This window comes from Microbacterium gorillae (assembly GCF_000826185.2).
Lineage (GTDB): Bacteria > Actinomycetota > Actinomycetes > Actinomycetales > Microbacteriaceae > Microbacterium > Microbacterium gorillae.
Window position 1 is genome coordinate 97,524 of record NZ_LN648874.1, and the last position, 20,302, is coordinate 117,825.

Annotated in this window: 23 protein-coding genes and 2 riboswitches; of the genes, 11 read left to right on the forward strand and 12 right to left on the reverse strand. The window is 69.2% G+C overall.

What is annotated here, in order from left to right:
- Nucleotides 1-315 precede the first annotated feature (315 nt).
- From BN1193_RS06345 to BN1193_RS06355, 3 genes are all read left to right on the forward strand, one after another.
- Entirely contained in the window at nucleotides 316-1,728 is a 1,413-nt protein-coding gene (locus BN1193_RS06345) for a GTP pyrophosphokinase (RefSeq protein ID WP_040164949.1), read from the forward strand.
- A 150-nt stretch (nucleotides 1,729-1,878) separates the two neighbouring features.
- Nucleotides 1,879-2,259, forward strand: coding sequence for a DUF2695 domain-containing protein (locus BN1193_RS06350; RefSeq protein WP_052460506.1), 381 nt, complete (start codon nucleotides 1,879-1,881; stop codon nucleotides 2,257-2,259).
- 78 nt (nucleotides 2,260-2,337) lie between these two features.
- Complete coding sequence (locus tag BN1193_RS06355) at nucleotides 2,338-3,240, forward strand: alpha/beta hydrolase (protein ID WP_195907820.1); 903 nt, start codon at nucleotides 2,338-2,340, stop codon at nucleotides 3,238-3,240.
- On the opposite strand, the gene BN1193_RS06360 is transcribed toward BN1193_RS06355, so the two are convergent.
- From BN1193_RS06360 to BN1193_RS06370, 3 genes are read right to left on the reverse strand one after another with little or no spacing between them, the layout of a single operon-like run.
- Complete coding sequence (locus BN1193_RS06360) at nucleotides 3,189-3,536, reverse strand: hypothetical protein (protein ID WP_052460508.1); 348 nt, start codon at nucleotides 3,534-3,536, stop codon at nucleotides 3,189-3,191. The two genes, BN1193_RS06355 and BN1193_RS06360, sit on opposite strands and share 52 nt — an antisense overlap.
- Nucleotides 3,537-3,977 carry an alternative ribosome rescue aminoacyl-tRNA hydrolase ArfB gene (arfB, locus tag BN1193_RS06365; protein ID WP_040165581.1) on the reverse strand — a complete coding sequence of 147 codons (441 nt, stop codon included), beginning with the start codon at nucleotides 3,975-3,977 and terminating at the stop codon, nucleotides 3,537-3,539. It abuts the gene before it with no gap.
- A gap of 27 nt (nucleotides 3,978-4,004) precedes the next feature.
- Nucleotides 4,005-4,580 carry a 1-acyl-sn-glycerol-3-phosphate acyltransferase gene (locus BN1193_RS06370; protein ID WP_040164950.1) on the reverse strand — a complete coding sequence of 192 codons (576 nt, stop codon included), beginning with the start codon at nucleotides 4,578-4,580 and terminating at the stop codon, nucleotides 4,005-4,007.
- 131 nt (nucleotides 4,581-4,711) lie between these two features.
- Here BN1193_RS06370 and BN1193_RS06375 point away from each other — a divergent pair, with 131 nt between their 5' ends.
- A complete protein-coding gene (locus BN1193_RS06375) occupies nucleotides 4,712-5,098 on the forward strand; it encodes an HIT family protein (protein ID WP_230206433.1) in 387 nt (128 codons plus the stop codon).
- Between the two features lie 144 nt (nucleotides 5,099-5,242).
- Nucleotides 5,243-5,629 carry a hypothetical protein gene (locus BN1193_RS06380; RefSeq protein ID WP_040164951.1) on the forward strand — a complete coding sequence of 129 codons (387 nt, stop codon included), beginning with the start codon at nucleotides 5,243-5,245 and terminating at the stop codon, nucleotides 5,627-5,629.
- A gap of 6 nt (nucleotides 5,630-5,635) precedes the next feature.
- Here the strand turns inward: BN1193_RS06380 and BN1193_RS06385 are convergent, their stop codons facing one another.
- Nucleotides 5,636-6,283 carry a CPBP family glutamic-type intramembrane protease gene (locus BN1193_RS06385; protein ID WP_052460509.1) on the reverse strand — a complete coding sequence of 216 codons (648 nt, stop codon included), beginning with the start codon at nucleotides 6,281-6,283 and terminating at the stop codon, nucleotides 5,636-5,638.
- 24 nt (nucleotides 6,284-6,307) lie between these two features.
- Here BN1193_RS06385 and BN1193_RS06390 point away from each other — a divergent pair, with 24 nt between their 5' ends.
- Entirely contained in the window at nucleotides 6,308-7,285 is a 978-nt protein-coding gene (locus tag BN1193_RS06390; RefSeq protein WP_040164954.1) for an NAD(P)H-binding protein, read from the forward strand.
- A 4-nt stretch (nucleotides 7,286-7,289) separates the two neighbouring features.
- On the opposite strand, the gene BN1193_RS06395 is transcribed toward BN1193_RS06390, so the two are convergent.
- From BN1193_RS06395 to BN1193_RS06415, 5 genes are all read right to left on the reverse strand, one after another.
- Nucleotides 7,290-7,643: a cupin domain-containing protein gene (locus BN1193_RS06395; protein ID WP_040164955.1), complete on the reverse strand. Its 354-nt coding sequence runs from the start codon at nucleotides 7,641-7,643 to the stop codon at nucleotides 7,290-7,292.
- Nucleotides 7,644-7,755: 112 nt separating this feature from the next.
- Entirely contained in the window at nucleotides 7,756-8,943 is a 1,188-nt protein-coding gene (locus BN1193_RS06400) for a glycoside hydrolase family 3 N-terminal domain-containing protein (protein ID WP_040165584.1), read from the reverse strand.
- 36 nt (nucleotides 8,944-8,979) lie between these two features.
- Nucleotides 8,980-9,207, reverse strand: a complete 228-nt coding sequence (locus tag BN1193_RS06405) for a hypothetical protein (protein WP_040164957.1) — start codon at nucleotides 9,205-9,207, stop codon at nucleotides 8,980-8,982.
- A gap of 91 nt (nucleotides 9,208-9,298) precedes the next feature.
- A complete protein-coding gene (locus BN1193_RS06410; RefSeq protein WP_040165585.1) occupies nucleotides 9,299-10,048 on the reverse strand; it encodes an ABC transporter permease in 750 nt (249 codons plus the stop codon).
- An 8-nt stretch (nucleotides 10,049-10,056) separates the two neighbouring features.
- A complete protein-coding gene (locus BN1193_RS06415) occupies nucleotides 10,057-11,205 on the reverse strand; it encodes an AI-2E family transporter (protein ID WP_230206434.1) in 1,149 nt (382 codons plus the stop codon).
- Nucleotides 11,206-11,343: 138 nt separating this feature from the next.
- Between BN1193_RS06415 and BN1193_RS06420 the strand changes: the two genes are divergently transcribed.
- Nucleotides 11,344-11,637 (forward strand): hypothetical protein, encoded by a 294-nt coding sequence (locus BN1193_RS06420; RefSeq protein WP_052460511.1) that lies wholly within the window; start codon nucleotides 11,344-11,346, stop codon nucleotides 11,635-11,637.
- A 188-nt stretch (nucleotides 11,638-11,825) separates the two neighbouring features.
- On the opposite strand, the gene BN1193_RS06425 is transcribed toward BN1193_RS06420, so the two are convergent.
- Complete coding sequence (locus tag BN1193_RS06425) at nucleotides 11,826-13,280, reverse strand: MDR family MFS transporter (protein WP_040164959.1); 1,455 nt, start codon at nucleotides 13,278-13,280, stop codon at nucleotides 11,826-11,828.
- A gap of 128 nt (nucleotides 13,281-13,408) precedes the next feature.
- Here BN1193_RS06425 and BN1193_RS06430 point away from each other — a divergent pair, with 128 nt between their 5' ends.
- Nucleotides 13,409-14,044 (forward strand): DUF1345 domain-containing protein, encoded by a 636-nt coding sequence (locus tag BN1193_RS06430; RefSeq protein WP_040164961.1) that lies wholly within the window; start codon nucleotides 13,409-13,411, stop codon nucleotides 14,042-14,044.
- On the opposite strand, the gene BN1193_RS18015 is transcribed toward BN1193_RS06430, so the two are convergent.
- Entirely contained in the window at nucleotides 14,045-14,194 is a 150-nt protein-coding gene (locus tag BN1193_RS18015) for a hypothetical protein (protein ID WP_154670781.1), read from the reverse strand. It abuts the gene before it with no gap.
- A 427-nt stretch (nucleotides 14,195-14,621) separates the two neighbouring features.
- On the opposite strand from BN1193_RS18015, the gene BN1193_RS06435 reads away from it, so the two are divergent.
- Nucleotides 14,622-16,013 (forward strand): HNH endonuclease signature motif containing protein, encoded by a 1,392-nt coding sequence (locus tag BN1193_RS06435; protein ID WP_040164963.1) that lies wholly within the window; start codon nucleotides 14,622-14,624, stop codon nucleotides 16,011-16,013.
- 613 nt (nucleotides 16,014-16,626) lie between these two features.
- Complete coding sequence (locus BN1193_RS06440; RefSeq protein ID WP_094770319.1) at nucleotides 16,627-18,630, forward strand: ABC transporter ATP-binding protein; 2,004 nt, start codon at nucleotides 16,627-16,629, stop codon at nucleotides 18,628-18,630.
- A gap of 28 nt (nucleotides 18,631-18,658) precedes the next feature.
- Here BN1193_RS06440 and BN1193_RS06445 read toward each other — a convergent pair whose 3' ends face one another.
- Nucleotides 18,659-19,630 (reverse strand): glycosyltransferase family 2 protein, encoded by a 972-nt coding sequence (locus BN1193_RS06445; protein WP_195907821.1) that lies wholly within the window; start codon nucleotides 19,628-19,630, stop codon nucleotides 18,659-18,661.
- A 246-nt stretch (nucleotides 19,631-19,876) separates the two neighbouring features.
- On the opposite strand from BN1193_RS06445, the gene BN1193_RS06450 reads away from it, so the two are divergent.
- On the forward strand, nucleotides 19,877-20,050 hold the full coding sequence (locus BN1193_RS06450; protein ID WP_230206435.1) for a hypothetical protein: 174 nt from the start codon (nucleotides 19,877-19,879) through the stop codon (nucleotides 20,048-20,050).
- Nucleotides 20,051-20,098: 48 nt separating this feature from the next.
- Nucleotides 20,099-20,182, forward strand: a riboswitch (glycine riboswitch).
- Between the two features lies 1 nt (nucleotide 20,183).
- Nucleotides 20,184-20,269: riboswitch (glycine riboswitch) on the forward strand.
- Nucleotides 20,270-20,302 lie beyond the last annotated feature (33 nt).

Below are 20,302 nucleotides of genomic sequence, written 5' to 3' on the forward strand. Positions count from 1 at the left end.
GAGCTCTGTTGGGCGACCACATCGATCGGGGCCCGGACAGCTTCGGGGTTCTTCGGACGATCCGGGACCTGCCAGAGCGGCACCCGGGCCGGGTGGTCGCCCCGCTCGGCAATCACGATGACGGGATGCTGGACTGGCTAGACGGAGCTTCGCGGCCGCCTCGGCCGCGCGGACCGACAAGCGAGTCCCGGTCTCGACGGATGAGTGGGTGCGGACCAGGTGACGTCGCGCGTCAGCAGGCGAGCAGCGCGGTTGGGGTGCCGGCCTATCATCGAGGCGGGGGGATCGGGCGCATCGCCCGTTCGATCAAGGGGGATGGTTCTCGTGGCCGACGGCTCGAACATCGACTACACGACGTGGGACTGGCTGCCGGAAGCCGCCGAGGAGATGCAGGCGTACATCAGCCGGCTTCTGGCCGAATCGGGGATCCGTGCCCACGACGTCTCGGCGCGTGCGAAATCGATCGCGTCCTTCCGCCGCAAGCAGGAACTGAAGGGCTACGAGAACCCGCTGACGCAGATCACGGACATCGTGGCGATCCGCATCATCACGTACTCGACGATCGATCGCGACCGTGCCGCGGACCTCGTACGCGAAAGGTTCGTCATCCCGGATGGCGAGGACCGGAACCCCGGCGAGGACCGCGGCAGGCCAGACTCCCGCCGAGGCTACGACTGCCGGCACCTCGTCGTCACGGGCGAGAAGCCCCCGGCCGACTCCGGCTGGGTCGTGGCCGGCGGGAAACTCCAGAAGTACTTCGCCGAGTGCGGCGGCCTGGAGATCCAGATCCGCACGGTCGCCGGACACGCGTGGGCGGAGTTCGAGCACGCGCGGCGATACAAGGGCGCGCAGTACGCGGCGATCAGCGCGCAGGACCAGAGTGTGATCGACGGATTGTTCGGCGCCGCGGCGGACGCTCGCAGCGCGCTTGACTCGATCTTCAAGGCGATCGACGGTTTCCTCGCGAGCCCGTCCGCGGCCACCAACCGAGCGGCCACGCTCGAGGAGAGTGACGATCGAGCAGTGAACACTGAGGGGCCCGCCCTCGAGATCGACTCGCTGACCAGGCTGCTGGCTGACCGCTACCCGGAGGACGGCGCCGGAAGCGAGAAGGGAGTGGAATTCGCGCTCGACCTCGCTCGCGCCTGCGGTCTCACAACGATCGGTGCTGCGGAGACCGCGCTTGACACCGTGGACCATGAGCAGGTCGTCAGGCTGATGGACACCAGTGTCCCGGTCACTCGCGTCCGGCGTTTCGATGACGATCTGCTCGCGCGATTCGAAGAGGAGTACATCTCGCGGACCGGTGCGGTCGGGGCCGTCGCCAATCGTCGGCAACAGCTCGAATGGCGATTCGACCGACTGCGGGGCAAGACGCGCTACAAGACCTACACCTTCGAAGGTGAGGACGCTCCCGACGATCTCACGTCTCGGCCGTTCACGGCCTCGCTCGCGGTGCGAGAACTCGCGCGCGCCGTGGCCCACCGTGCCGGCGTGGACGTCGTCCTCGTACCGGACGCGATCAGCCGACTTGACGACCTCAAGGTCGGCTCGCGCGCCGTGGAGGTGTCGCTCGCCGACGGGACGTCGATCTGGGTCGCGACGAACATCGGGCGTGGCTACGCGGAGGAGATCATGCAGACGATCCTCCGACAGGCGCCGGGCCTGGACGTCCGCGTGCGTCGGGAAGGTTTCCCGGTGGCCGGATTCGATACGGACCCGTCCTGACCGAGGCGAGGCCAGGGCCCTATCGGCTCTCGCGTGGGCCGCGCTCATGACTCTGGTCCGGTCTGGCATCGGTGGTCGAGCGGACGATCAGGCCGGAGGCACCGCCACAAGACCGGTGCGGATGTCCGCCACCGGGTGCATGATGCATGCATGAACCTGGAACCGGAGATTCTTGATGCGGAGGCGATCGTATCGAGCTACGCGCACGACGTCCTGGCTCCCGCCGAAGGCGAATGCCTGGCCTGCTACGTCGAGCGCCAGCTGACCGCCTTCGCGTGCGATGGCAGTCTGCGTTTCGCGACGCTCTTCCGTGACACCGTCGCACCGCGGAGCACCGCACTCGAACGGCGGTTGGAGGGCATGGGCGGCTTCTGCGACTGCGAGATCCTGATGAACGCGTTCGGGCGGGTGGACGCGTCCGGAATCGCTGACCTGGACGCGGACGACGTGCCGGTGCGTCCGTGCGCCGGTGTGCGGCGTGGTTCGGCGCAGCCCTGCAGCGTGTGGGGCAGGTGGCGCCGCGGCTGGTGAATGTCCGAGGCATCCGCACGGATCGGCGTGGCGGTCCGTCGTCGTCGTTATGCTGTCCGGCGTCCGACAGGAGGTCCGATGAGTATTGCGATGAAGGCGACGGTGACGGCGCTGGAACTGTTCGGCCGCAAGGGGCACGCACAGATGACGGACGGTCCGGGGTTCCTGGCATCGCTCGATCCGGCCCGGACGGGTGCCGAGCCGTCGGCGGCGATCCGCCGGGCGGGGACGGTCACTCGGCTCAAGGACACCCGATCTCCCGCCTACCGCTTCGAGCCGCCGCACCGGTACCTGGATCGCGAGGTGCTCTACATCCCGGGCGGCGGGTACGTGAATCCGATGCTCGCGGTGCATTGGGACATCGTGCAGCGGATCGGCATCGCCGCGCACGCGGCCGTGACGGTGGCGACCTACCCGGTCGCACCCGAGCATCACGCCGCCGACACGATCGCGGCGATCGACGAGGTGTACGCCCGGGTCCGGCGAAACGGTGCGGTCACGGTCGTCGCGGGGGATTCCGCGGGCGGCAATGCGGTGATCACCCTCGCCGGCCGGCATCGGGCCTCCGGGGACGCCCCCGACGGTGTCGTCGGCCTGTCGCCGTGGATCGATCTCACCCTGTCCAACCCGGCGGCCACCGAACGACAGCACCGCGACCCCATGCTGGCGGTGCCCGGGCTCCGAGCCGGAGCGATCGCCTGGGCCGAGCCGTCAACCCCCGACGACCCGGCTCTCAACCCGGCGACGATGGACGTCTCCGGACTGCCGCCCCTGCTGCTGGTCCAGGGTGCGCGTGACATCTTCTACGCCGACACCCTCGCCTTCGCCGACCGAGCCGCGCGCGCGGACGTGCCGGTCGAGCTGCTGACCGCGGCCGACGGATTCCACGTCTACCCGGCCGCCTGGTGGACGCACGAAGCACGCACGGCTTACCGTCGGATCGGAGTCTTCGTTGACCGGCTGGCCCGCGCTCGCCGCTGAACGGCGGGGTCCCGGCGGCGGGCCGTCACGATGAGCGTGAGGCCGAGCGCCGCCTGAACCCCGCCGGCCAGTGCCCACCATGCCGGACCGCTCACGGCCGGGAGCCAGGCCATCGCCGCTGCCGTGCCGAGGTGAATTCCGCTGTGCACGCCGATCGCCGCCCAGAGCGAGCCGGTGAGGAGCATCGCGCCGATGGCGAGGAGCGAGAACCCGAACGGCAGGCACAGGTAGATGACGCGTTCGAGGGCGTTCTGCTGGCCGCCGCTGGAGACCAGGTGGATGACCGTGAAGGTCACTCAGTCGGCGGCGGGACGCCGCCGGTTCTGCTTCGTCTCGCCGCGAGAGCGCTTCGCCGCCAAGCGGCGCGTCTGCGATCCACGGGTGGGCCGCGTGGCCCGTCGCGGCGTCTCGGGGACGAGGGCTTCCCGGAGCACTTCGGCGAGGCGCTCCCGAGCGGCGGCGCGGTTGCGCAGCTGGGAGCGCTGCTCGACGGCGGTGATGGTGAGCACGGTGCCGGAGAGCCGCGTCGTGAGGCGTCTCAGAACTCGCGTGCGCTGGTCGTCGGTGAGCGCCGTCGTGGTGCCGAGATCGATCGTGAGCTGGACGCGCGAGTCCGACGTGTTCACCCCCTGGCCGCCGGGTCCGCCGGCGTGGGAGAACTGCTCGTCGAGGTCCCGCGCCGGCACCACCAGTCCGCGCGGAATCCCGGGGCCCGGAGGCACGCGCAGATCGTCCACCCGACGAGTCTGCCGCATGAGGGCCGGTCAGGCCTCCGCGGACTCCTCGCGCAAGCGCGGTTCGACGCGGTGGGCGGGACGGAGCCCGGCCTTGTCGGCGTAGAACGCGCGGATACGGTCCATGTCCGCGGCGACGTCGCCGGTCAGTTCGACGGTCGGGCCGAGTCCCGTGGTCATCGTGGTGCGATCGACGTAGCCGAGCGTGACGGGCATCCCGGTCTCCCGTGCGATGCGGTAGAAGCCGGACTTCCAGTGCGTGTGGCCGCTGCGCGTGCCGTCCGGGGTGACGACGAGGCTGAACACCTCACCCGAGCGCAGACGGGCGACGACCTCATCGACCACGCGCGCGGGATCGCTGCGGTCCACCGGAATGCCGCCGAGGCGACGCATGATCGGGCCGCGCCAGCCGCCGAACAGGCTCTTCTTGCCCAGCCAGTGGATGTCGATGCCGAGGTGCCAGGCGATCGCCAGCATGAGCACGAAGTCCCAGTTGGAGGTGTGCGGGGCGCCGATCAGCACCGTCGCGCGGTCCGGAGCCGGAGTGGTGACGAGTTTCCAGCGAGAGAGGACCCAGAACACGCGGGAGAACAGCCGGGGAAGCATCCCTCAACCGTAGGTGAGCGAGCATGCGTCCGCCGACATGTGTCGAATGCGCGGTTTCCGACGGTGCTGCCGACTCCGGACCGGCGGTCTGTTAGCGTCGGGAGCTTGATTCCGGAACGGAAGGACGGGTGATGAGCCAGACCCCCACCACAGACTGGACGACGGACCGCGTGGGAGCGGCCGTCGCCGGCGAAAATCCCACGGTGCTCGCCGAACTCGGTGCGTCGTTCGCCGTCATCGGGGATGTGCAGTTCTTGCCCGGCTACAGCCTCGCCCTGACGAAGGTGCCCGGAGCCGATCGCCTCTCCGACCTGCCCCGCGCCGAGCGGGTGCGTTACCTGGCTGACGTCGACCTCGTTGCAACGGCAGTGGAGAACGTCTGCACCAGGATCGATTCCGACTACCGCCGCGTGAACGTCGAGATCCTCGGCAACACCGACGCCTTTCTGCACGCTCACGTGTGGCCGCGCTATGCCTGGGAACCGGCCGAGATCATCCCGAAGCCGGTGTGGGCGTAGTCCCCTGACCGCTGGCGCGACCCGGCGACGGCACTGGACGAGTCGCACGACGTGCTGCGGGCGGCGCTCACTGCCGAGGTGCTGCGGCTGCGGGACGACCCGAGCTTCTGACGCGACGTCCGCCGTGGGCCGTAGCCTGAGCGCATGGCGACGATCGACGACTTGCGACGCGTCGCAGCCGAGCTGCCCGGAAGTGAGGAGCGGCAGATGACCGGCGGCGTGGCGTGGTTCGTGCGCAACCGGCTGTACGCGTGGGAGTGCCACCCGTGGCCGAGCATCCCGGACGACATGCGCGAGATCATCGCCGGCGAGCCCGTAGTGGGCGTGAAGGTCGGTGACTCGGACGACGCTCGTGCTCTGCGACAGATGATGCCGGAGGTCTTCCTCCGGGAGACGACGCGGTGGGGCGAACCGAAGATCGCGTTCCGGCTCGAGCGGATCGCGTCCGATCACCTCATCGAGCTGGTCACGGAGGCGTGGCGCACGCAGGCTCCGCGGTATCTGGCTCGGGAGCTGGACGGGCCGAGCTGAGCCACGTCAGCGCACGACGAGCGGGAAGACGAGAACCATCGTGATCGTCCAGACCGCATGCACCACGAGGGGCGCCCACCATCGTCCGGTCAGCTCGCGGGCCGTGGTCGCGGCGAGACCGAGCACGGGCGCCACCAGCGCGAGCGCGAGATTTCCGGTCGCGATCGTCACGAGGGCGTACAGCACGTTCGGTACGACCCACCGCCAGACGCCGGAGAACAGGTTCGCGAACCCCAGGCGGAAGAAGAGCTCCTCCGCCGCGCCGGCCACGAGGGCGACGACCACCACGGTGAGAAGGGGGCCGCTGTCGGCCGCGAGGAGCGCTCCGCCGATCCACTCCGATGTCCAGGGCAGCCGGCGCAGAACCGCCCCGCCCACGAAGCAGAGCGCCGCAGTGCCGAGCGACACGAGTGCCGTGGCGAGGACCGGGAGAGCGCTCCACCGTCGGGGCGGAGGGACGCCCGGGGTTCGGGTGAGGAAGAGGAGCACGAGCCCTCCTGCCGTCCAGACGGCGGCGAGGACGAGGCTCCACACGGGGAGGGCGTCGCCGACTTCGGCGAACGTCTTGCGCAACACGATCGCGGCGCACAGGATGGTGACCGCCGCGACGGCCGCGGCGAGCCATGCTCGTCTGGGGAACGCGTCGGTCGGCACACTTCCACCCTAGGAGCACCGCTCATGCGTGTCTTGGTCATCGGAGCAACCGGCTACATCGGCAGCCGCCTGATCGGAGCGCTGCTGGAACGCGACGACACCGTCATCGCAGGCGCTCGTGATCTCGCCTCCCTGGACGCGTTCTGGTGGTCTGACCGCGTCGAGCGCGTGCCGCTGGACGTGCTCGAGGAGGATTCGGTCCGCGCGGCCGTCACTGCGGACGTGGACGCGATCGTCTATCTGGTGCACGGCATGGCCGCGGCCGATTTCGTCGAGACGGATGCCGCCGCGGCGCGGCATCTGCACGCAGCGGTGGACGCCGTCGGCGTGCGACGTGTGGTGTATCTGTCCGGGATCATCCCGCCGATCCCGGAGGAAGAGCTCTCGGAGCACCTGCGCTCGCGGTTGCAGGTCGAGCGTGAGCTCTCCGCGAGCAGTGCGAGCGTGATCACGCTGCGCGCGGCCATGATCATCGGGTCCGGCTCGACGAGCTTCGAGCTGATGACACAGCTCAGTGAGCGCCTGCCGGTCGTGGTGGTGCCGGACTGGATGCGGCGCGAGGTGGAACCGATCGCCGTCATCGATGTCGTGAGCGCGATCGTCGGAGCGCTCGACGTCGCGGCGGACACGATGCACCTGGATGTCGGCGGTGGGGAGCGCCTGCCGTATCCGGATCTGATCGAGCGCGTCGCGGCGGTCCGGGACACGGAACGCCCGCAGTGGGGGATCCCGCTCCTCCCCGAAGCGCTCGTGGCGAAGATCGCGTCCTGGATCGCGGACGTGCCGGGGCCGACGGTCGAGGCGCTGATGGAGAGCCTGCGCGAGGACATGGTCGCGCAGGATGACACCTGGGTCGAGCGGCTGGAGTGCACGCCGCCGCTGGCGCTCACCGACGCCCTCGAGCGCGCGTCCACGGCGTCCGATCCTCAGCGCCGGCCATCCCGACGCGACCCCATGGCGGCTCTCCCGGGGGACCCGGACTGGGCGAGCGAGATCTCCTGAGGACTCAGATCTCGCGGTCGCGCTGGATGTCGACGGAGATCTCCACGACGGGCACGTCGCCCCGGTTCTCCAGCCAGTGCAGAGTGTGCGAATCCTCGGTCCATCCGGGGCCGGGACCGTACTCGGTGGTCGTCCCGTCGCGGTGCTCGGTGAGTGTCCCGGAGAGGACGTAGACCACACCGGGCCGGTCCACGTGGTCGTGCATCGGACCGAGCACGCCGCCCGGCTCGACCGTGATCAGCCGCATGCGCAGGTGGCGCCCCTCCATTCCGACGATCTCCGGACCCAGGTCCATGTTCACGATCTTCTCCACGGTGACGCCTCGCGTCATCGGAACGCTGGTTGGATCGGTGGTCATCGCCCTTCCTCTCCGTCATCGCCGGTCCCCGCCGGCGGCCGTCGTCCGTGACTGATGGACAGTGCCTCCGGTCTAGCACTCCGACATGCGCGGCAGAAGGGGGCGGGACGGATCAGCGAGCCAGGGTGAGGCGCTCGGTCAGGGCGACCGTCGCGGCCGCGTCGATCGTCGTCTCGGGGATCCGGCCGTCCTCCACCGCCGTGGTGAGACCGTCGATCAACTGCGTGGGGGTGACGGGCGTCGGGCCGTCCGCGACGTACAGCAGCATCGTCATGCCGGCGTTCAACGCCGCGACGCCGTTCGTCACGCGGTCGCCGTACGCGGGATCCCCGGAGTTCTCCAGCATGCCCATGTCGTCGGTGATGGAGACGCCCGTGAAGCCGAGGTCGTCGCGCAGGATGTCGTGCCACACCGGGGACACGGAGGCGGGCCGCGAGTCCACGGCGCTGTAGACGAGGTGGCCGAACATGACGAACTCGGCCCCGGCATCGATCCCGGCGCGGAAGGGGACGGCGTCCACGGCCTCCCACTCCGCCCGAGAACGGTCGGTCCGCGGCAGCGATGAGTGCGAATCTCCCGGTGCGGCGCCGTGGCCCGGGAAGTGCTTGAGCGTTGACAGCACGCCGGCGGCAGACTCGCCGCGCACGGCCGCCGCGACGTGCGCGGCCGCCGTCGCCGGGTCCGCGCCGAGGGTCCGGTCGAAGATGAAGGAACCGGGGTCGGCGGTGACGTCGGCGACGACGCCGAAGTTCAGGTTTAGCCCGGCGTCGTGCACGATCGTTGCGCGCGTCGTGAAGGCGGCGGTGACGTCCGCATCGGTGGCGCCGTGCAGGGCGGCGCCGGCCGGGCCGTCATCTCCGGGGAGTCGGCGGACGACGCCGCCCTCCTGATCGATGCCGAGGAGGAGCGGCGGCCCGTCCGGGTCCTGAACAGCGGCCGCCAGTTCGGCGACCTCCGCCACAGAGCCGGCGACGTTGTCGCCCATCAGGATCAGTCCGCCCGGATGCGTCTCGTCGACGAACGCATGCACCACGGCCGGGTCGGTTCCGGCCACGTGCAGCACGAGCAGCGAGGACACCCGGTCGCGCAACGACATATCTGCGACGAGCGCGGCGGCGCGGTCGTCCGGGGTGGCGGGCGTCGCCGCCGCGGTGGGCGCGGAACTCGCCGGGTTCGCCGCGGTCGGGCTCTCGCTGCGCCCCGTCTCCGACGCGGTCGGCGTCGAGCACGCGGACAGCACGGCGGTCACCCCGAGCAGCGTCAGGAGGAGGGCAGGGGTGCGGAGGCAGGCGGAGGACATCACCCCCAACGGTACGCCGGGTCGCGGACGCGCGTGTCAGCCGGACAGCGCCGTCGACCGCGGGGTGGGGCGGTCCTCGTCAGCGACGAGGCACAGCAGGGTGGTCGGCACGTCCGGCGCGGGACGGCGACGCAGCGCCGGGGCCGGCCGACGCCCGGGGCGTGCCAGGCGGCGTTCGATCGCGGCTGCGGCTCGTTCCAGGGCGGAGGTGGCCCGGTCCGCGGTGGTGGTGCCATGCACCGGGACGGTGTGGTGATCGGTCATGATTTCCCCTTCGCCGCGGCACGATCGGTGCGGCGCGACGATGATCGCGGGGGGAGGCGAACGGCGCGTGAACGGCGGCTGTGAGGTCGCTTCACGCGGGGACGACGGGGCGGGTGCGGACGTCGCCGAGCCAGGTCACCACGAGCGTGGCCGTCACCGCCCCGGCGGCGAGGATCCCGGCCAGCACGACGATCTGGAAGCGCCCGGCCTCCCAGGGGGAGAGCCCGCCGAAGATGGCCCCGACGAAGGCGCCCGGGAGAACCACCAGTCCGGTCGTCTTGGTCTGATCGATCGAGGGGATCAGGGCGTCGCGGACCGCCAATCGGGCGCGCTCGATCGTCGCCTGACGCGGAGTCGCTCCGACGGCGAGCCATCCCTCGACCTCGTCCCAGTGATCCACGAGACCCGAGGTGAATCGCCGTCCGGTCAGGGTCGCGATGCTCATCGCGTTGCCGATCACGATCGCGCCGAGTGCGAGCGCGTAGCGAGAGGTCAGTTCGAGAGCTCCGGTCAGGAAGATCCCGGCGGCGGCGACGATGACTCCAGCCAGGATCGAGGTGGACATCGCCGCGAACATCGGCCAGGACCATCCGGATCGCCGCGTGGCGACGGCACTGGCGATGAGGAACATCGCGGCGAGCGCGACGGCGATCCATGCGGGGTGACTGATGACGCCGGTGAGGATGACGCTGATCAGCGCCAGCTGGACGGCGCCGCGCAGGATCGCGATCGGGGCTTCGTTCCACCGCGGCACGCGGAACGCCCACAGCACGCCCGTGGTCACTGCGGCCAGCACCGCCACGCCGACGATCGTCGGACCGAGGACCGCCAGTTCGGGCAATGCGGGGATCACTCCTCAGTGACGCTGATGGCGGTTCCCGGAGGCGGGCTGGTCTTGGCGTCCTGAGCCGGGAAGACGACCTTCTGGATGATGATGATGACGCTCGCGGCCACCGGGACGGCCACCAGAGCACCCAGGACGCTGCCGAGCGCGGCGCCGGCCACGGCGGCGATCACGACGACCGCCCCGGGGACGGAGACAGCCTTGTTCATGATGCGTGGGCTGATGACGTATGCCTCGACCTGCATGTAAACCAGGTACCACACACCGACCACGATCACGGGCCACATCGGGCCGTTGCTGACGAGGGCGGCGACCAACACGATGCCGGTGTTGATGATGGACGCCGAGAGGGTTCCGACCAGGGGGATGCATGAGCCGATGAACGCGATCATCGCCATCAGTGCGGGGACGGGGGCGCCGACGATCAACATCAGGATCAGGGTGCAGACGCCGTTGATGGCGGCGAGGCTGATCTGGCCGATGACGTAGCGGCCGACGGCGCTGGAGACGTCCTCGAGCAGGTCCGCGAAGCCGGCACGGCGGTAGGCGGGGACGAATCGGGCCGCCACGTGCTTCATGCTGCGCAGGGAGGCCATGAAGTACAGCGTCAGGATCAGGACGATGATCACACCGGTCACGCCACCCGCGATGCCGGAGCCCACCTGGAGCACGCCGCCGCCGATCTTGCCCCAGTCCGCCTTGCCGAGGAAGTCGGTCACGCCCTTGAGTGCGTCCTGGATGGTCGAGCCGTAGCCCGCGAGCAGGTTCTTGTACCAGTCCGATTGGGTGACGTCGTCGATGAATTTCGGCAGGGTCTCCGTGAGGTTCGTGACCTGAGTGATGACGACCGGAACGATGGCCCAGATGATGCCGCCGAAGAGAATGAGCACGATCGCGACGACGATCGCGATGGCGGCCGGGCGGGGAACGAGCTTCTCCAGGCGCGAGACCACCGGATCCAGGCCCAGGGCGAGGAACAGCGCGATGCCCACGTAGACGAGGACCGTGACGAGCTGCTGGACCATGCCTCCGATGAGGAGGGCGACCAGGACGCCGAGACCGCCGAGCAGGCCGAGGGTGAACGGCTGGATTCGCATTCCGCCGCCGGTCGGCGTCGGTGTCGTGGCGCGCGCGCCCGTGTTCCTGACTTTCACGATCTCTCCTGTCCCCGTCCGCTCGCGGCGGTTACCCCTCGGGAGCCCAGCGTAGACGTGTTCCGGTCGCGGAATGGGAGCATCGCCGATGTCGGACGCCGCCCGTACCGTGGCATCAGGCCGGGGGAGAGGAGCCCGGTGGGCAGTACGAAGGTGACGGACGAGAAGCTCGAGCTCGTCCTGGCGAACATGGCGCCGTGCACGTTGCCGCAGCAGGCGTACGGTCACGCGCCGATCCACTGGGAGCGCCCGGGCAAGGCGGTGTGGGCGTGGGTCACGTGGCCGCACCGACCGGCGGAGCGCGTGAGCGCGTTCGCGGTGGGATGGAACGACCGCGTCGTGATGGTGCGGTGGGACAGTCCACGAGGCGAGGTGCAGACGGTGGTGTGGCGGGGTGCCGTCACGACCCGCAGCACATCGAGCAGGGGTTAGCATGGCGCCATGAGCACTCCCGAGACCACCACTCCCGTGGCCGCTGCGCCGGCCGCCCCCATCCAGCTGAACCTGCTCGGCACCGACATCGACGCCGGTTCGTCGTGCTGCGGCGGTTCCTGCCAATGACGGCGAATGTGAGAGGGCCGCGGATCGAATGATCCGCGGCCCTCTCACGTTGCTCCGGGTCAGTGCCCGGGGATGCCCTCGGGGCTGTCGTCCGGCTTGCGGACGAAGAACGACAGCACGATCGGGACCAGCGACAGAACCGCCGCGATCAGGAACGCGCTGCGCGTGCCCGCCGCGCCGGCGGCGGTCCGACCCTCACCGGCGGAAGCAGCGGTGACGGCGGACATCACGGTCACCAGCAGAGCGATGCCGGCGGCACCGGCGACCTGCTGAACGGTGCCGACGACCGCGCTGCCGTGCGAATACAGCTTCGGCGTGAGCGAGCCGAGCGACGCGGTGAACAGCGGAGTGAACGACATCGCCAGTCCGATGCAGATCAGCGTCTGCGCGGCGCCGATCACGACGGGCGACGTGGTCTCGGTGACGGTCGTGTAGAACCACAGCACCGCGGCGGCGATGATCGAGCCCGGGATGAGCAGAACCCGCGGCCCCTTCGCATCGTAGATTCGTCCGATCAGCGGGCCGAGCAGACCCATCGCCAGGGCGCCGGGAAGGAGGACCAGAGCCGCTTCGAACGGCTTCAGTTCGAGGACGTTCTGCAGGTAGAGCGGAAGCACCGTCAGCGCACCGAAGAAGGCCGCCGACAGGACGGTCATCTGAATCATGGTGATGGTGAAGTTGCGGGACAGGAAGACACGCAGATCCAGCAGCGCGTCGTCCCGCTGCTGCAGCACGAGCTGGCGCCAGACGAACAGGGCGAGCGAGATCACGCCGACCGTGAGAGCGATGATCATCGCGGTGGCGGAGCCACCGGTGGACTCCGCCGAACCGAGCTGGCTGAGACCGAACACGATGCCACCGAACGCGAAGGCGGACAGGATCACGCTGAGGATGTCCAGCGGGGCGTGACCGGGCTCGCCGGTGTTGGTCATCCAGCGCCAGCCGGCGACGAGCGCGATGAGCGCGATCGGCAGCACGATGCCGAAGATCCAGTGCCAGCTGAGCGACTGCAGCACCAGCCCCGCCATCGAGGGGCCGATCGCCGGGGCGAGGGACATCACGATGCTGATGCGGCCCATGAATCGGCCGCGGGATTCCGCCGGGACGAGCGTCATGACCGTGGTCATCAGCAGCGGCATCATGATCGCCGTGCCGGAGGCCTGCACCACGCGGGCCGCGAGGAGGACCTCGAAACCGGGCGCGACCGCGGCGACCGCGGTGCCGACGCTGAACAGCGAGATCGCGGTGAGGAACACCGCGCGGGTGGTGAAGCGCTGCAGCAGGAAGCCGGTGGTCGGGATGACAACCGCCATCGTGAGCATGAAGGCGGTCGTGAGCCACTGCGCCTGGACGGCGGTGATGCCCAGGTCCTTCATCAGGTGGGGGAGGGCGACGCTCATCGTGGTCTCGTTGAGGATCGCGACGAATGCGGCTGCGAGCAGCAGCCAGATCAGGCTGGATTCCTGGCGCGTGAGGGCGCGCGAGGCAGCGGTCGTCTGGACCGTGTCAGTCATGGGAGGTCTCCTGGTCGGAAGCGCGAGTGCGCTGGAAGAGACTAACCCCTGCCACCGACATCTCATTCCCACCGGTGTCGGCAGATGGACCTCTCGCGTCCGGACCGGGAACGTGGCACGATTCCGCCATGTCTCCGTGGCACCATCAACCCCTCGTTCGTCTCGCTGTCGGGGCGGTCGTCGGCGCCATCTGCGCCGTCCTGCTCGTGCCCTTGTTCGGCGTCGCCGCGGCGGTGGTCGCCGGGTGGGGCGTGGCGGCGCTGGTGTACGCGGTGTGGATGCTGCTCGTGGCCTGGCCGATGGATCCCGAGCAGACGCGCACCCATGCACAACGGGAGGATCCCGGCCGGAGCCTGGCACGTGCGGTGGCGACGATCGGCAGTCTGGTCAGCCTCGTCGGGGTCGTGCTCGTCGTGGGACAGAGCCGAGGTTCGGCCGGATCGACGACCGATGCTCTCGCTGCGATCGCGGTGCTGAGCGTGGTCGCGTCCTGGCTGCTCATCCACACCGACTACATGATGCGGTACGCGAAGGTCTACTACGCCAAACCGATCGGCGGCATCGACTTCAACACGAAGGAGGAGCCGCAGTACACCGACTTCGCCTACTTCTCCGTGGGGTTGGGAATGACGTACCAGGTCGCGGACACCAACGTGTGCACGAAGGAGTTGCGCAAGATCGTGATCGGACAGACCTTGCTGGCCTACCTGTTCGCGACCGTGATCATCGCCACGGTCGTCAACCTGGTGACGAGTCTCGGCTGATCAGTCCTCGGTCGGGCCACCGATCGGGTCCGTCGGCACGGGCTCCGGAAGGATGCCGCCGAGGAGGGTCTCCTCCGGTGCTTCGAGGTTGTCCTCCGCGTGCTCCAGCGCCCGCTCGGCTTCGAACTCGTTGTGCTGCTTGTCGCTCATGCAGTCATCCCATCACGTGCCTTCGCGGCGGGGAAGAGGGGCTCCCGCTCTCGTCGGGTCAGGTTCGTTCGCTGGGGACGGGCTCGTGGATTGTTTGGTTTCGAAGGCCGGGTTGCGTTCTTGTTCGGTCCGGTTCTTTCGCCTGAGACGGGCTCGTGGATGGTGGCGTTTCGTACGGCGGCTTACGTTCTCGTGTGGTCCGGTTCTTTCGCTGGGGACGGGCTCGTGGATGGTGGCGTTTCGCAGGCCGACTCGCGTTCTCGACCCCGCGTGGGGCGCCCCGTTGAGCGGCCGTCAGCGAGACGAAACGCGGTGGCGAGCGTGGCGGGATGGGGGTGAGAGAAACCTCATCTCCACAGGCTGAAATCTATCCACAGCCTGGGATATTCAACGTCGAATGTCGGTGCCCCGGCGTAAAATATGGGTTATGAACACGACGATGGAACGGACCCGGGAAACGATGGCTCACGCCGTCGCCGACCTCCGCTCCATCCTCACCTCCGGCACCCTCGGTGAGGCGTCTCGGGAGGACGTTCTCGGGTTCGCGATCAGCGTCGGAGACATGCTCCGGCAAGCCGAAGCCGCCGCGATTGAGCTGACCGGTGTCATCGAGAAGCGCTCCGCTACGGCGGAGCGCTTCGACGTTTCCTCCGACTGCCGCAGTGCGAACGAAGTCCTGCAGCGCACCACCGGTGCCGCCCCCACCACCGTCAAGCGATGGAGTCGCCTGGCCGCGACGATCAAGCCCGCCCGGGTGTTGTCCTCGGGTGAGGAGAAGCCGGCCGAGTTCCCCGCGCTCCGTGAGGCGCTCACCACAGGGGCGATCGGCGCGGACGGGCTGGAGGCCGCGACCCGGCCCTTGCGGGAGATCAAGGACCGCGTCAACGCGACTGATCTCGCGGAGGTCGACGAGGTTCTCGCCGCGATGACGACGACGACCGGTGCTCCGGTGATGTGCGACACGCTCCGGGATGCTTCCCTCCGTTTGGCCACCGACCTGAACATCACGGGTGCCGAGGATGAAGAAGAGAAGGCATTCCGGGGCCGGGCGCTCCGGCTCGGCGTCAAGCGCAACGGGCTCGTCCCGATCACCGGTCAACTCGTCCCGGATGTGGCCGGTGCACTGTCGGTCCTGTTGGATTCGATCAACAACCCCCACGGCCAACCCGCGGGCGTGAAGTTCCGACCGTCGGACGAGTCCGACGAGAACGCGGATGTGCGGAGCATGGCGCAACGCAACCACGACGCCCTCGGCACCATCCTCGCCGCCGTTCCGAACGCACCGGACATGCCGACGAACGGCGGCGGGGCACCGGTGCTGGTGATCCACGCGACCGAAGACACTGTCCGTGCCGGTGAAGGCTGGGCCACGATCCCTGGGGCCGATGCGACCGGCACCGATGTGCCGGTCCCGTTCGCCGCGGCGAAGCACGTCGGATGCGGTGGCACCATCCAGCACCTCACCACCGCCCCCAACGGACGGATCGTGAAGCTCACCATCGACAAGCGGGTGTTCAGCACCGACCAACGGCGTGCGATCAGCCACCGCGACCGGTCGTGCGTGGTCCCGGGATGCCACACCCCGGCCCGGTGGTGTGAGATCCACCACGTGAAGGAATGGTCCAGGGGCGGTGAGACGGATGTCGATAACGGGGTGCTGATCTGCTGGCACCACCACAGATTCATCGACCGCATGGGCTGGGACATCCGGATGAACGACGGCGTCCCCGAAGTCCGTCCACCGGACTGGATCGACCCCACACAATCCTGGCAACCTACGGGCCCGCGGGCCGCGGGCCGGCCGAAGCGGGGTGCGTGATGTCCGGGGAGAACTCCGCCCGCACGGCGCCCACCGCGCCCGCCACACTTCGACCCGCTGACGCTCGCATGAGGATCGGGACAGGGAACCACGTCGAGAACATGACCGGCGCAATGGCAACCCCTTCACGAACGCGCGCCGGCAACCAAAGCCGAGCAGACGTCCACCGTCCCCAGCCGAAAGACCCGACCACGCCGGAACGCGACCCGCACCGCACGGCGGCACCCGCCACTCACCCCGCGACGCTTCGGCCCGCCGGCGCTCACGTGACGAGCAACGAAAACGAGACCGACGCGATGGCAACCACCCCGCGAACGCGACCCGGCGACGCGACCCGATCCGCGCCGGACGGTCTGAAGCCGAAAACCCAACCCCGCCGAAACCCGCAGCGCCGAACGGAACGCACCAACCGCACCCCCAGCGCACCCGACCCGACCACCCCGACATCAGCGCGCCGACGCGTGAACCGAACCACCCCGACAACCCGTGCCGTCTTAAGCCGTAAGAACGCGACAACGCTGGAACGCGACAAGCGCACCCCCGCCACCGAACCCGCCGTGCCCGGCTGCAACGCGCTGATGCCCCACCGCGGTCCTAGGCTGGCGAGATGAGCATGGGCATGGGTATGGGAGGCGGACGCGGCGGCGGATTCCGCGGCGTGGATGCGGAAGCGCAACGCAAGGCCAACGCGACCGCCCCGAAGATCGCCAACCTCGGTCAGCGAGTGCTCACCCTGTTCCGTCCCTACCGCGGCAAGATCGTCATCACGATGGCCCTCGTCCTCATCGGCGCGGCCCTCGGCGTCATCCCGGCATTGCTCGTCCAGCGCGTGTTCGACGATGCTCTCTTCCCCAGCGGCGGCTCGCCCAACCTCCGTCTGCTGCTCATCCTCGTGCTGACCATGATCGCGCTGTTCCTCCTGAGCGCCGTGATCGGCGTCGCCCAGACCTGGTACACGTCAACGGTCGGCAACAAGGTCACCGGCGACCTCCGTGTGCGGCTGTTCGAGCACCTCCAGGCGATGGAACTCGGCTTCTTCACCCGGACGAAGACCGGCGTCATCCAGTCCCGCCTGCAGAACGACGTCGGCGCGGTCTCGAGCGTGTTGACCAACACCGTCACCTCGATCCTCGGCAACACCGTCACCGTCATCGCGTCCGTGGTCGCCATGGTGCTCATCGACTGGCGCCTGACACTGCTCGCGGTCGTCCTGATGCCGATCCTGGCGTTCGTCCAGCGCCGCGTCGGCCAGGTCCGCGCGCGCATCGCCGGCAAGACGCAGGAGTCGCTGAGCGAGCTGTCCGCAATCACGCAGGAGACCCTGAGCGTGTCGGGCATCCTGCTGTCGAAGTCCTTCAACCGTCAGCGCGCTGAGTCCGGCCGCTACCGCAAGGAGAACGACAACCAGATCCGGCTCCAAGTGCAGCAGGCGATGAGCGGCCAAGGCTTCTTCGCGATCGTCTCGGTGATCATGGCCTCGGTGCCGGCCGTCATCTACCTCGTCTCCGGATACCTCATCACCGGCGGCGCGGAGATCACCGCCGGCACGATCGTCGCGTTCACCACCGTGCAGGCCCGCCTGCTGCAGCCCCTGATGGGCCTCATGCGCGTCGCTCTGGACGTGCAGACCTCCGGCGCCGTGTTCGCCCGCATCTTCGAGTACCTGGACCTCAAGCCGGCGATCACCGACGCCCCCGACGCCATCACGGTGGCCGACGCCCCGGGGCCTCTCGGCCGCATCGAGTTCCGCGACGTCACCTTCCGATACCCGGACGCCGCGGCGGATGCCCGACCCACCCTGGATGGAGTTTCCTTCGTCGCCGAGCCCGGTCAGAACGTCGCGTTCGTCGGTCCGTCCGGTGCAGGTAAGACCACCGTGCTCTACCTTGCGCCCCGGATCTACGAAGCGGAGTCCGGGTCTGTGATGTTCGCGGGGGAGGACGTCAAACGCCTCACGGCTGAGTCCATCATCGACAACATCGGCATCGTGTCGCAGGAGACCTACCTCTTCCACGCCACGATCCGCGAGAACCTCAGCTACGCCAAGCCGGACGCCACCGAAGACGAGATCGTCGCGGCCTGCAAAGCGGCGAACATCCACCACGTCATCGAGAGCTTCGAGCAGGGCTACGACACGATCGTCGGCGAGCGCGGCTACCGCCTCTCCGGCGGCGAGAAGCAGCGCATCGCCATCGCGCGCGTCCTGCTGAAGGATCCGCCCGTGATCCTCCTCGACGAGGCCACGAGCGCCCTCGACACCGTCTCCGAGCGCGTCGTGCAGGAGGCCCTCGACGAGGCGTCCCGCGGCCGCACCACCCTCTCGATCGCCCACCGCCTGTCCACCGTGATCGGCGCGGACATGATCCACGTCGTCAAGGCCGGCCGGATCGTCGAGTCCGGCACGCACGACGAGCTGATCGCGCTCGGCGGGCTCTACACGGAACTGGCGGCGCAGCAGCTCGAAGCGTCCCGCATCCTGCACGAGGACGTCCAGGTCACCCGCACCGTGGAACGTGCTCCGGACCGGGCTCCGTTCGAGGAGGACCCGGACGAACTGGTGGGGCACCTGCGCCGCCGCCTCCCGGCTTTCGGCGGAGAGCCGGACGACGCCATGTGACCCGTCCGGTCGTTGACCCGGGCGCGCCTCAGAGCCAGCCGAGCACGCGGTCGTAGACCTCGCCGACGGTCGCCGAGGGGCCGGCGTCGGCCGCCACGGACTGCGTGCGGGCGGCGAGGTCCGCCGGCGTCGGTTCGAGCGTCGCCGCGAACCGGGCCAGGCTCGTGCGCGCATCGGGCGAGACCACCTCAGCCAACCGGGGCAGGTCCATCCGGAGGATCTGCGTCGTCCGCCGGGCGGCGCCCGCCGGAGCACGGGACCGAAGCACGTCCAGCCCCGCCGCCATCTGCCGGACGCAATCGCCGAGCACCGTCGGGTCCGACTCGCGCTGCGTGATCGATGCGGCCTCACGGCGGATGCGCCAATCCACGAACACGTCCGGAACGACGTCGATGCCCCGCGCCGCCGTGTACATCCGCGCCGCCACGACCTGATCCTCATAGAGGACGTCTGCGGGGAAACGCAGGTTCTCGCGCTGCCACAGACCGATCCGTGACACCTTCGACCACGCCACGATGTTGCCCACCACATCCGGGTGCTCGGCCACGGTGACGCCGTCGCGCGCGGGCGAGGTCGACGCCGCGACCCACGGCTGAACCGCCCCGCGCACCCAATCACCGTCCACGTAGCGCAGCCGCGTGTACGCGCCGACGACGACCTCACTGCCGGTGCGCTCCAACGTCCGCAACGCGATCCCGAGGGCGTTCGGACGCATCTCATCATCAGCGTCCAGGAACGCCACGTACGGCGTGGTGACCAGATCGAGCCCGACGTTACGGGCCATGCCGAGGCCGACCGAGGCGTCGTGTCGGATCACCGTGCTGCGATCATCCGACGCGGCGAAGCGCTCCATGACCGCACCTGTGTCGTCCACGGACCCGTCATCGATGAGGATCGCGCGCCAGCGCGGGTCGGTCTGCGCCTGCAGCGACGCCAGGGCCGCGCCGACGAGGTCGCCGACGTCGCGTCCGGGAACGATCACGGTCACGAGGGGGAGCACATCTCGATCGTAGGCCGCGCTCATGACAGGCTGGGACGGTGATCGAGCTGCGCGACGTCGACCACACCGACCCCGCCGAGCGCGCGGCCCTCGCCGTCCTGCTGACCGAGATGACCGCTCCGTTCCACGTCGGCCGCCGCCCGGGTCTCGCGACCGCCCGCGAACGCGTCACCATCACCGACTACTCCGCCGTCCTACTCCGCCGTCGACCGCTTCGAGGGGCAGACGCGCGAGGACAACGTCGCCATGCGTCGCACATTCCGTGCCGCGGGGTGGACCAAGGAGGCGCACTACCGGCGCGGCTGGCCGGTGCCGGGCGGCGAACCGCTCGCGTCCATCGCCTACGCGATCCTGCGCAGCGAGTGGTCCACCGGTACCCGGGTTCCGCTGGTCTGGGAGGACGAACCCACAACGGCCTGACCGGGTCGTTCCCACCCGCTATGCTGGCGGGACAATCGAACACGACCCATGGTCGCCGCGGGAGAGTCCATCCGGACACCGAAGGAGCAAGCCTCCCCGCCAATCTCTCAGGTCCAACACCGCGATGACCCGGTCACTCTGAAAAGCGATCCCGCGAGGATCCGCCGACGGTGAAAGCGCCTCCGGGCGTGAAACTCTCAGGCCGATGACAGAGGGGGAGTCTCAGTCGCCGTCCGGCGTCTGACTCGCCCT

Coding starts and splice junctions, on each gene's coding strand:
- BN1193_RS06345 (WP_040164949.1), top strand. CDS start 316: ATGGTTCTCGTGGCCGACGGCTCGAACATCGACTACACGACGTGGGAC.
- BN1193_RS06350 (WP_052460506.1), top strand. CDS start 1,879: ATGAACCTGGAACCGGAGATTCTTGATGCGGAGGCGATCGTATCGAGC.
- BN1193_RS06355 (WP_195907820.1), top strand. CDS start 2,338: ATGAGTATTGCGATGAAGGCGACGGTGACGGCGCTGGAACTGTTCGGC.
- BN1193_RS06370 (WP_040164950.1), bottom strand. CDS start 4,580: ATGCTTCCCCGGCTGTTCTCCCGCGTGTTCTGGGTCCTCTCTCGCTGG.
- BN1193_RS06375 (WP_230206433.1), top strand. CDS start 4,712: ATGAGCCAGACCCCCACCACAGACTGGACGACGGACCGCGTGGGAGCG.
- BN1193_RS06380 (WP_040164951.1), top strand. CDS start 5,243: ATGGCGACGATCGACGACTTGCGACGCGTCGCAGCCGAGCTGCCCGGA.
- BN1193_RS06390 (WP_040164954.1), top strand. CDS start 6,308: ATGCGTGTCTTGGTCATCGGAGCAACCGGCTACATCGGCAGCCGCCTG.
- BN1193_RS06395 (WP_040164955.1), bottom strand. CDS start 7,643: ATGACCACCGATCCAACCAGCGTTCCGATGACGCGAGGCGTCACCGTG.
- BN1193_RS06400 (WP_040165584.1), bottom strand. CDS start 8,943: ATGTCCTCCGCCTGCCTCCGCACCCCTGCCCTCCTCCTGACGCTGCTC.
- BN1193_RS06405 (WP_040164957.1), bottom strand. CDS start 9,207: ATGACCGATCACCACACCGTCCCGGTGCATGGCACCACCACCGCGGAC.
- BN1193_RS06425 (WP_040164959.1), bottom strand. CDS start 13,280: ATGACTGACACGGTCCAGACGACCGCTGCCTCGCGCGCCCTCACGCGC.
- BN1193_RS06430 (WP_040164961.1), top strand. CDS start 13,409: ATGTCTCCGTGGCACCATCAACCCCTCGTTCGTCTCGCTGTCGGGGCG.
- BN1193_RS18015 (WP_154670781.1), bottom strand. CDS start 14,194: ATGAGCGACAAGCAGCACAACGAGTTCGAAGCCGAGCGGGCGCTGGAG.
- BN1193_RS06435 (WP_040164963.1), top strand. CDS start 14,622: ATGAACACGACGATGGAACGGACCCGGGAAACGATGGCTCACGCCGTC.
- BN1193_RS06440 (WP_094770319.1), top strand. CDS start 16,627: ATGGGCATGGGTATGGGAGGCGGACGCGGCGGCGGATTCCGCGGCGTG.
- BN1193_RS06450 (WP_230206435.1), top strand. CDS start 19,877: ATGCGTCGCACATTCCGTGCCGCGGGGTGGACCAAGGAGGCGCACTAC.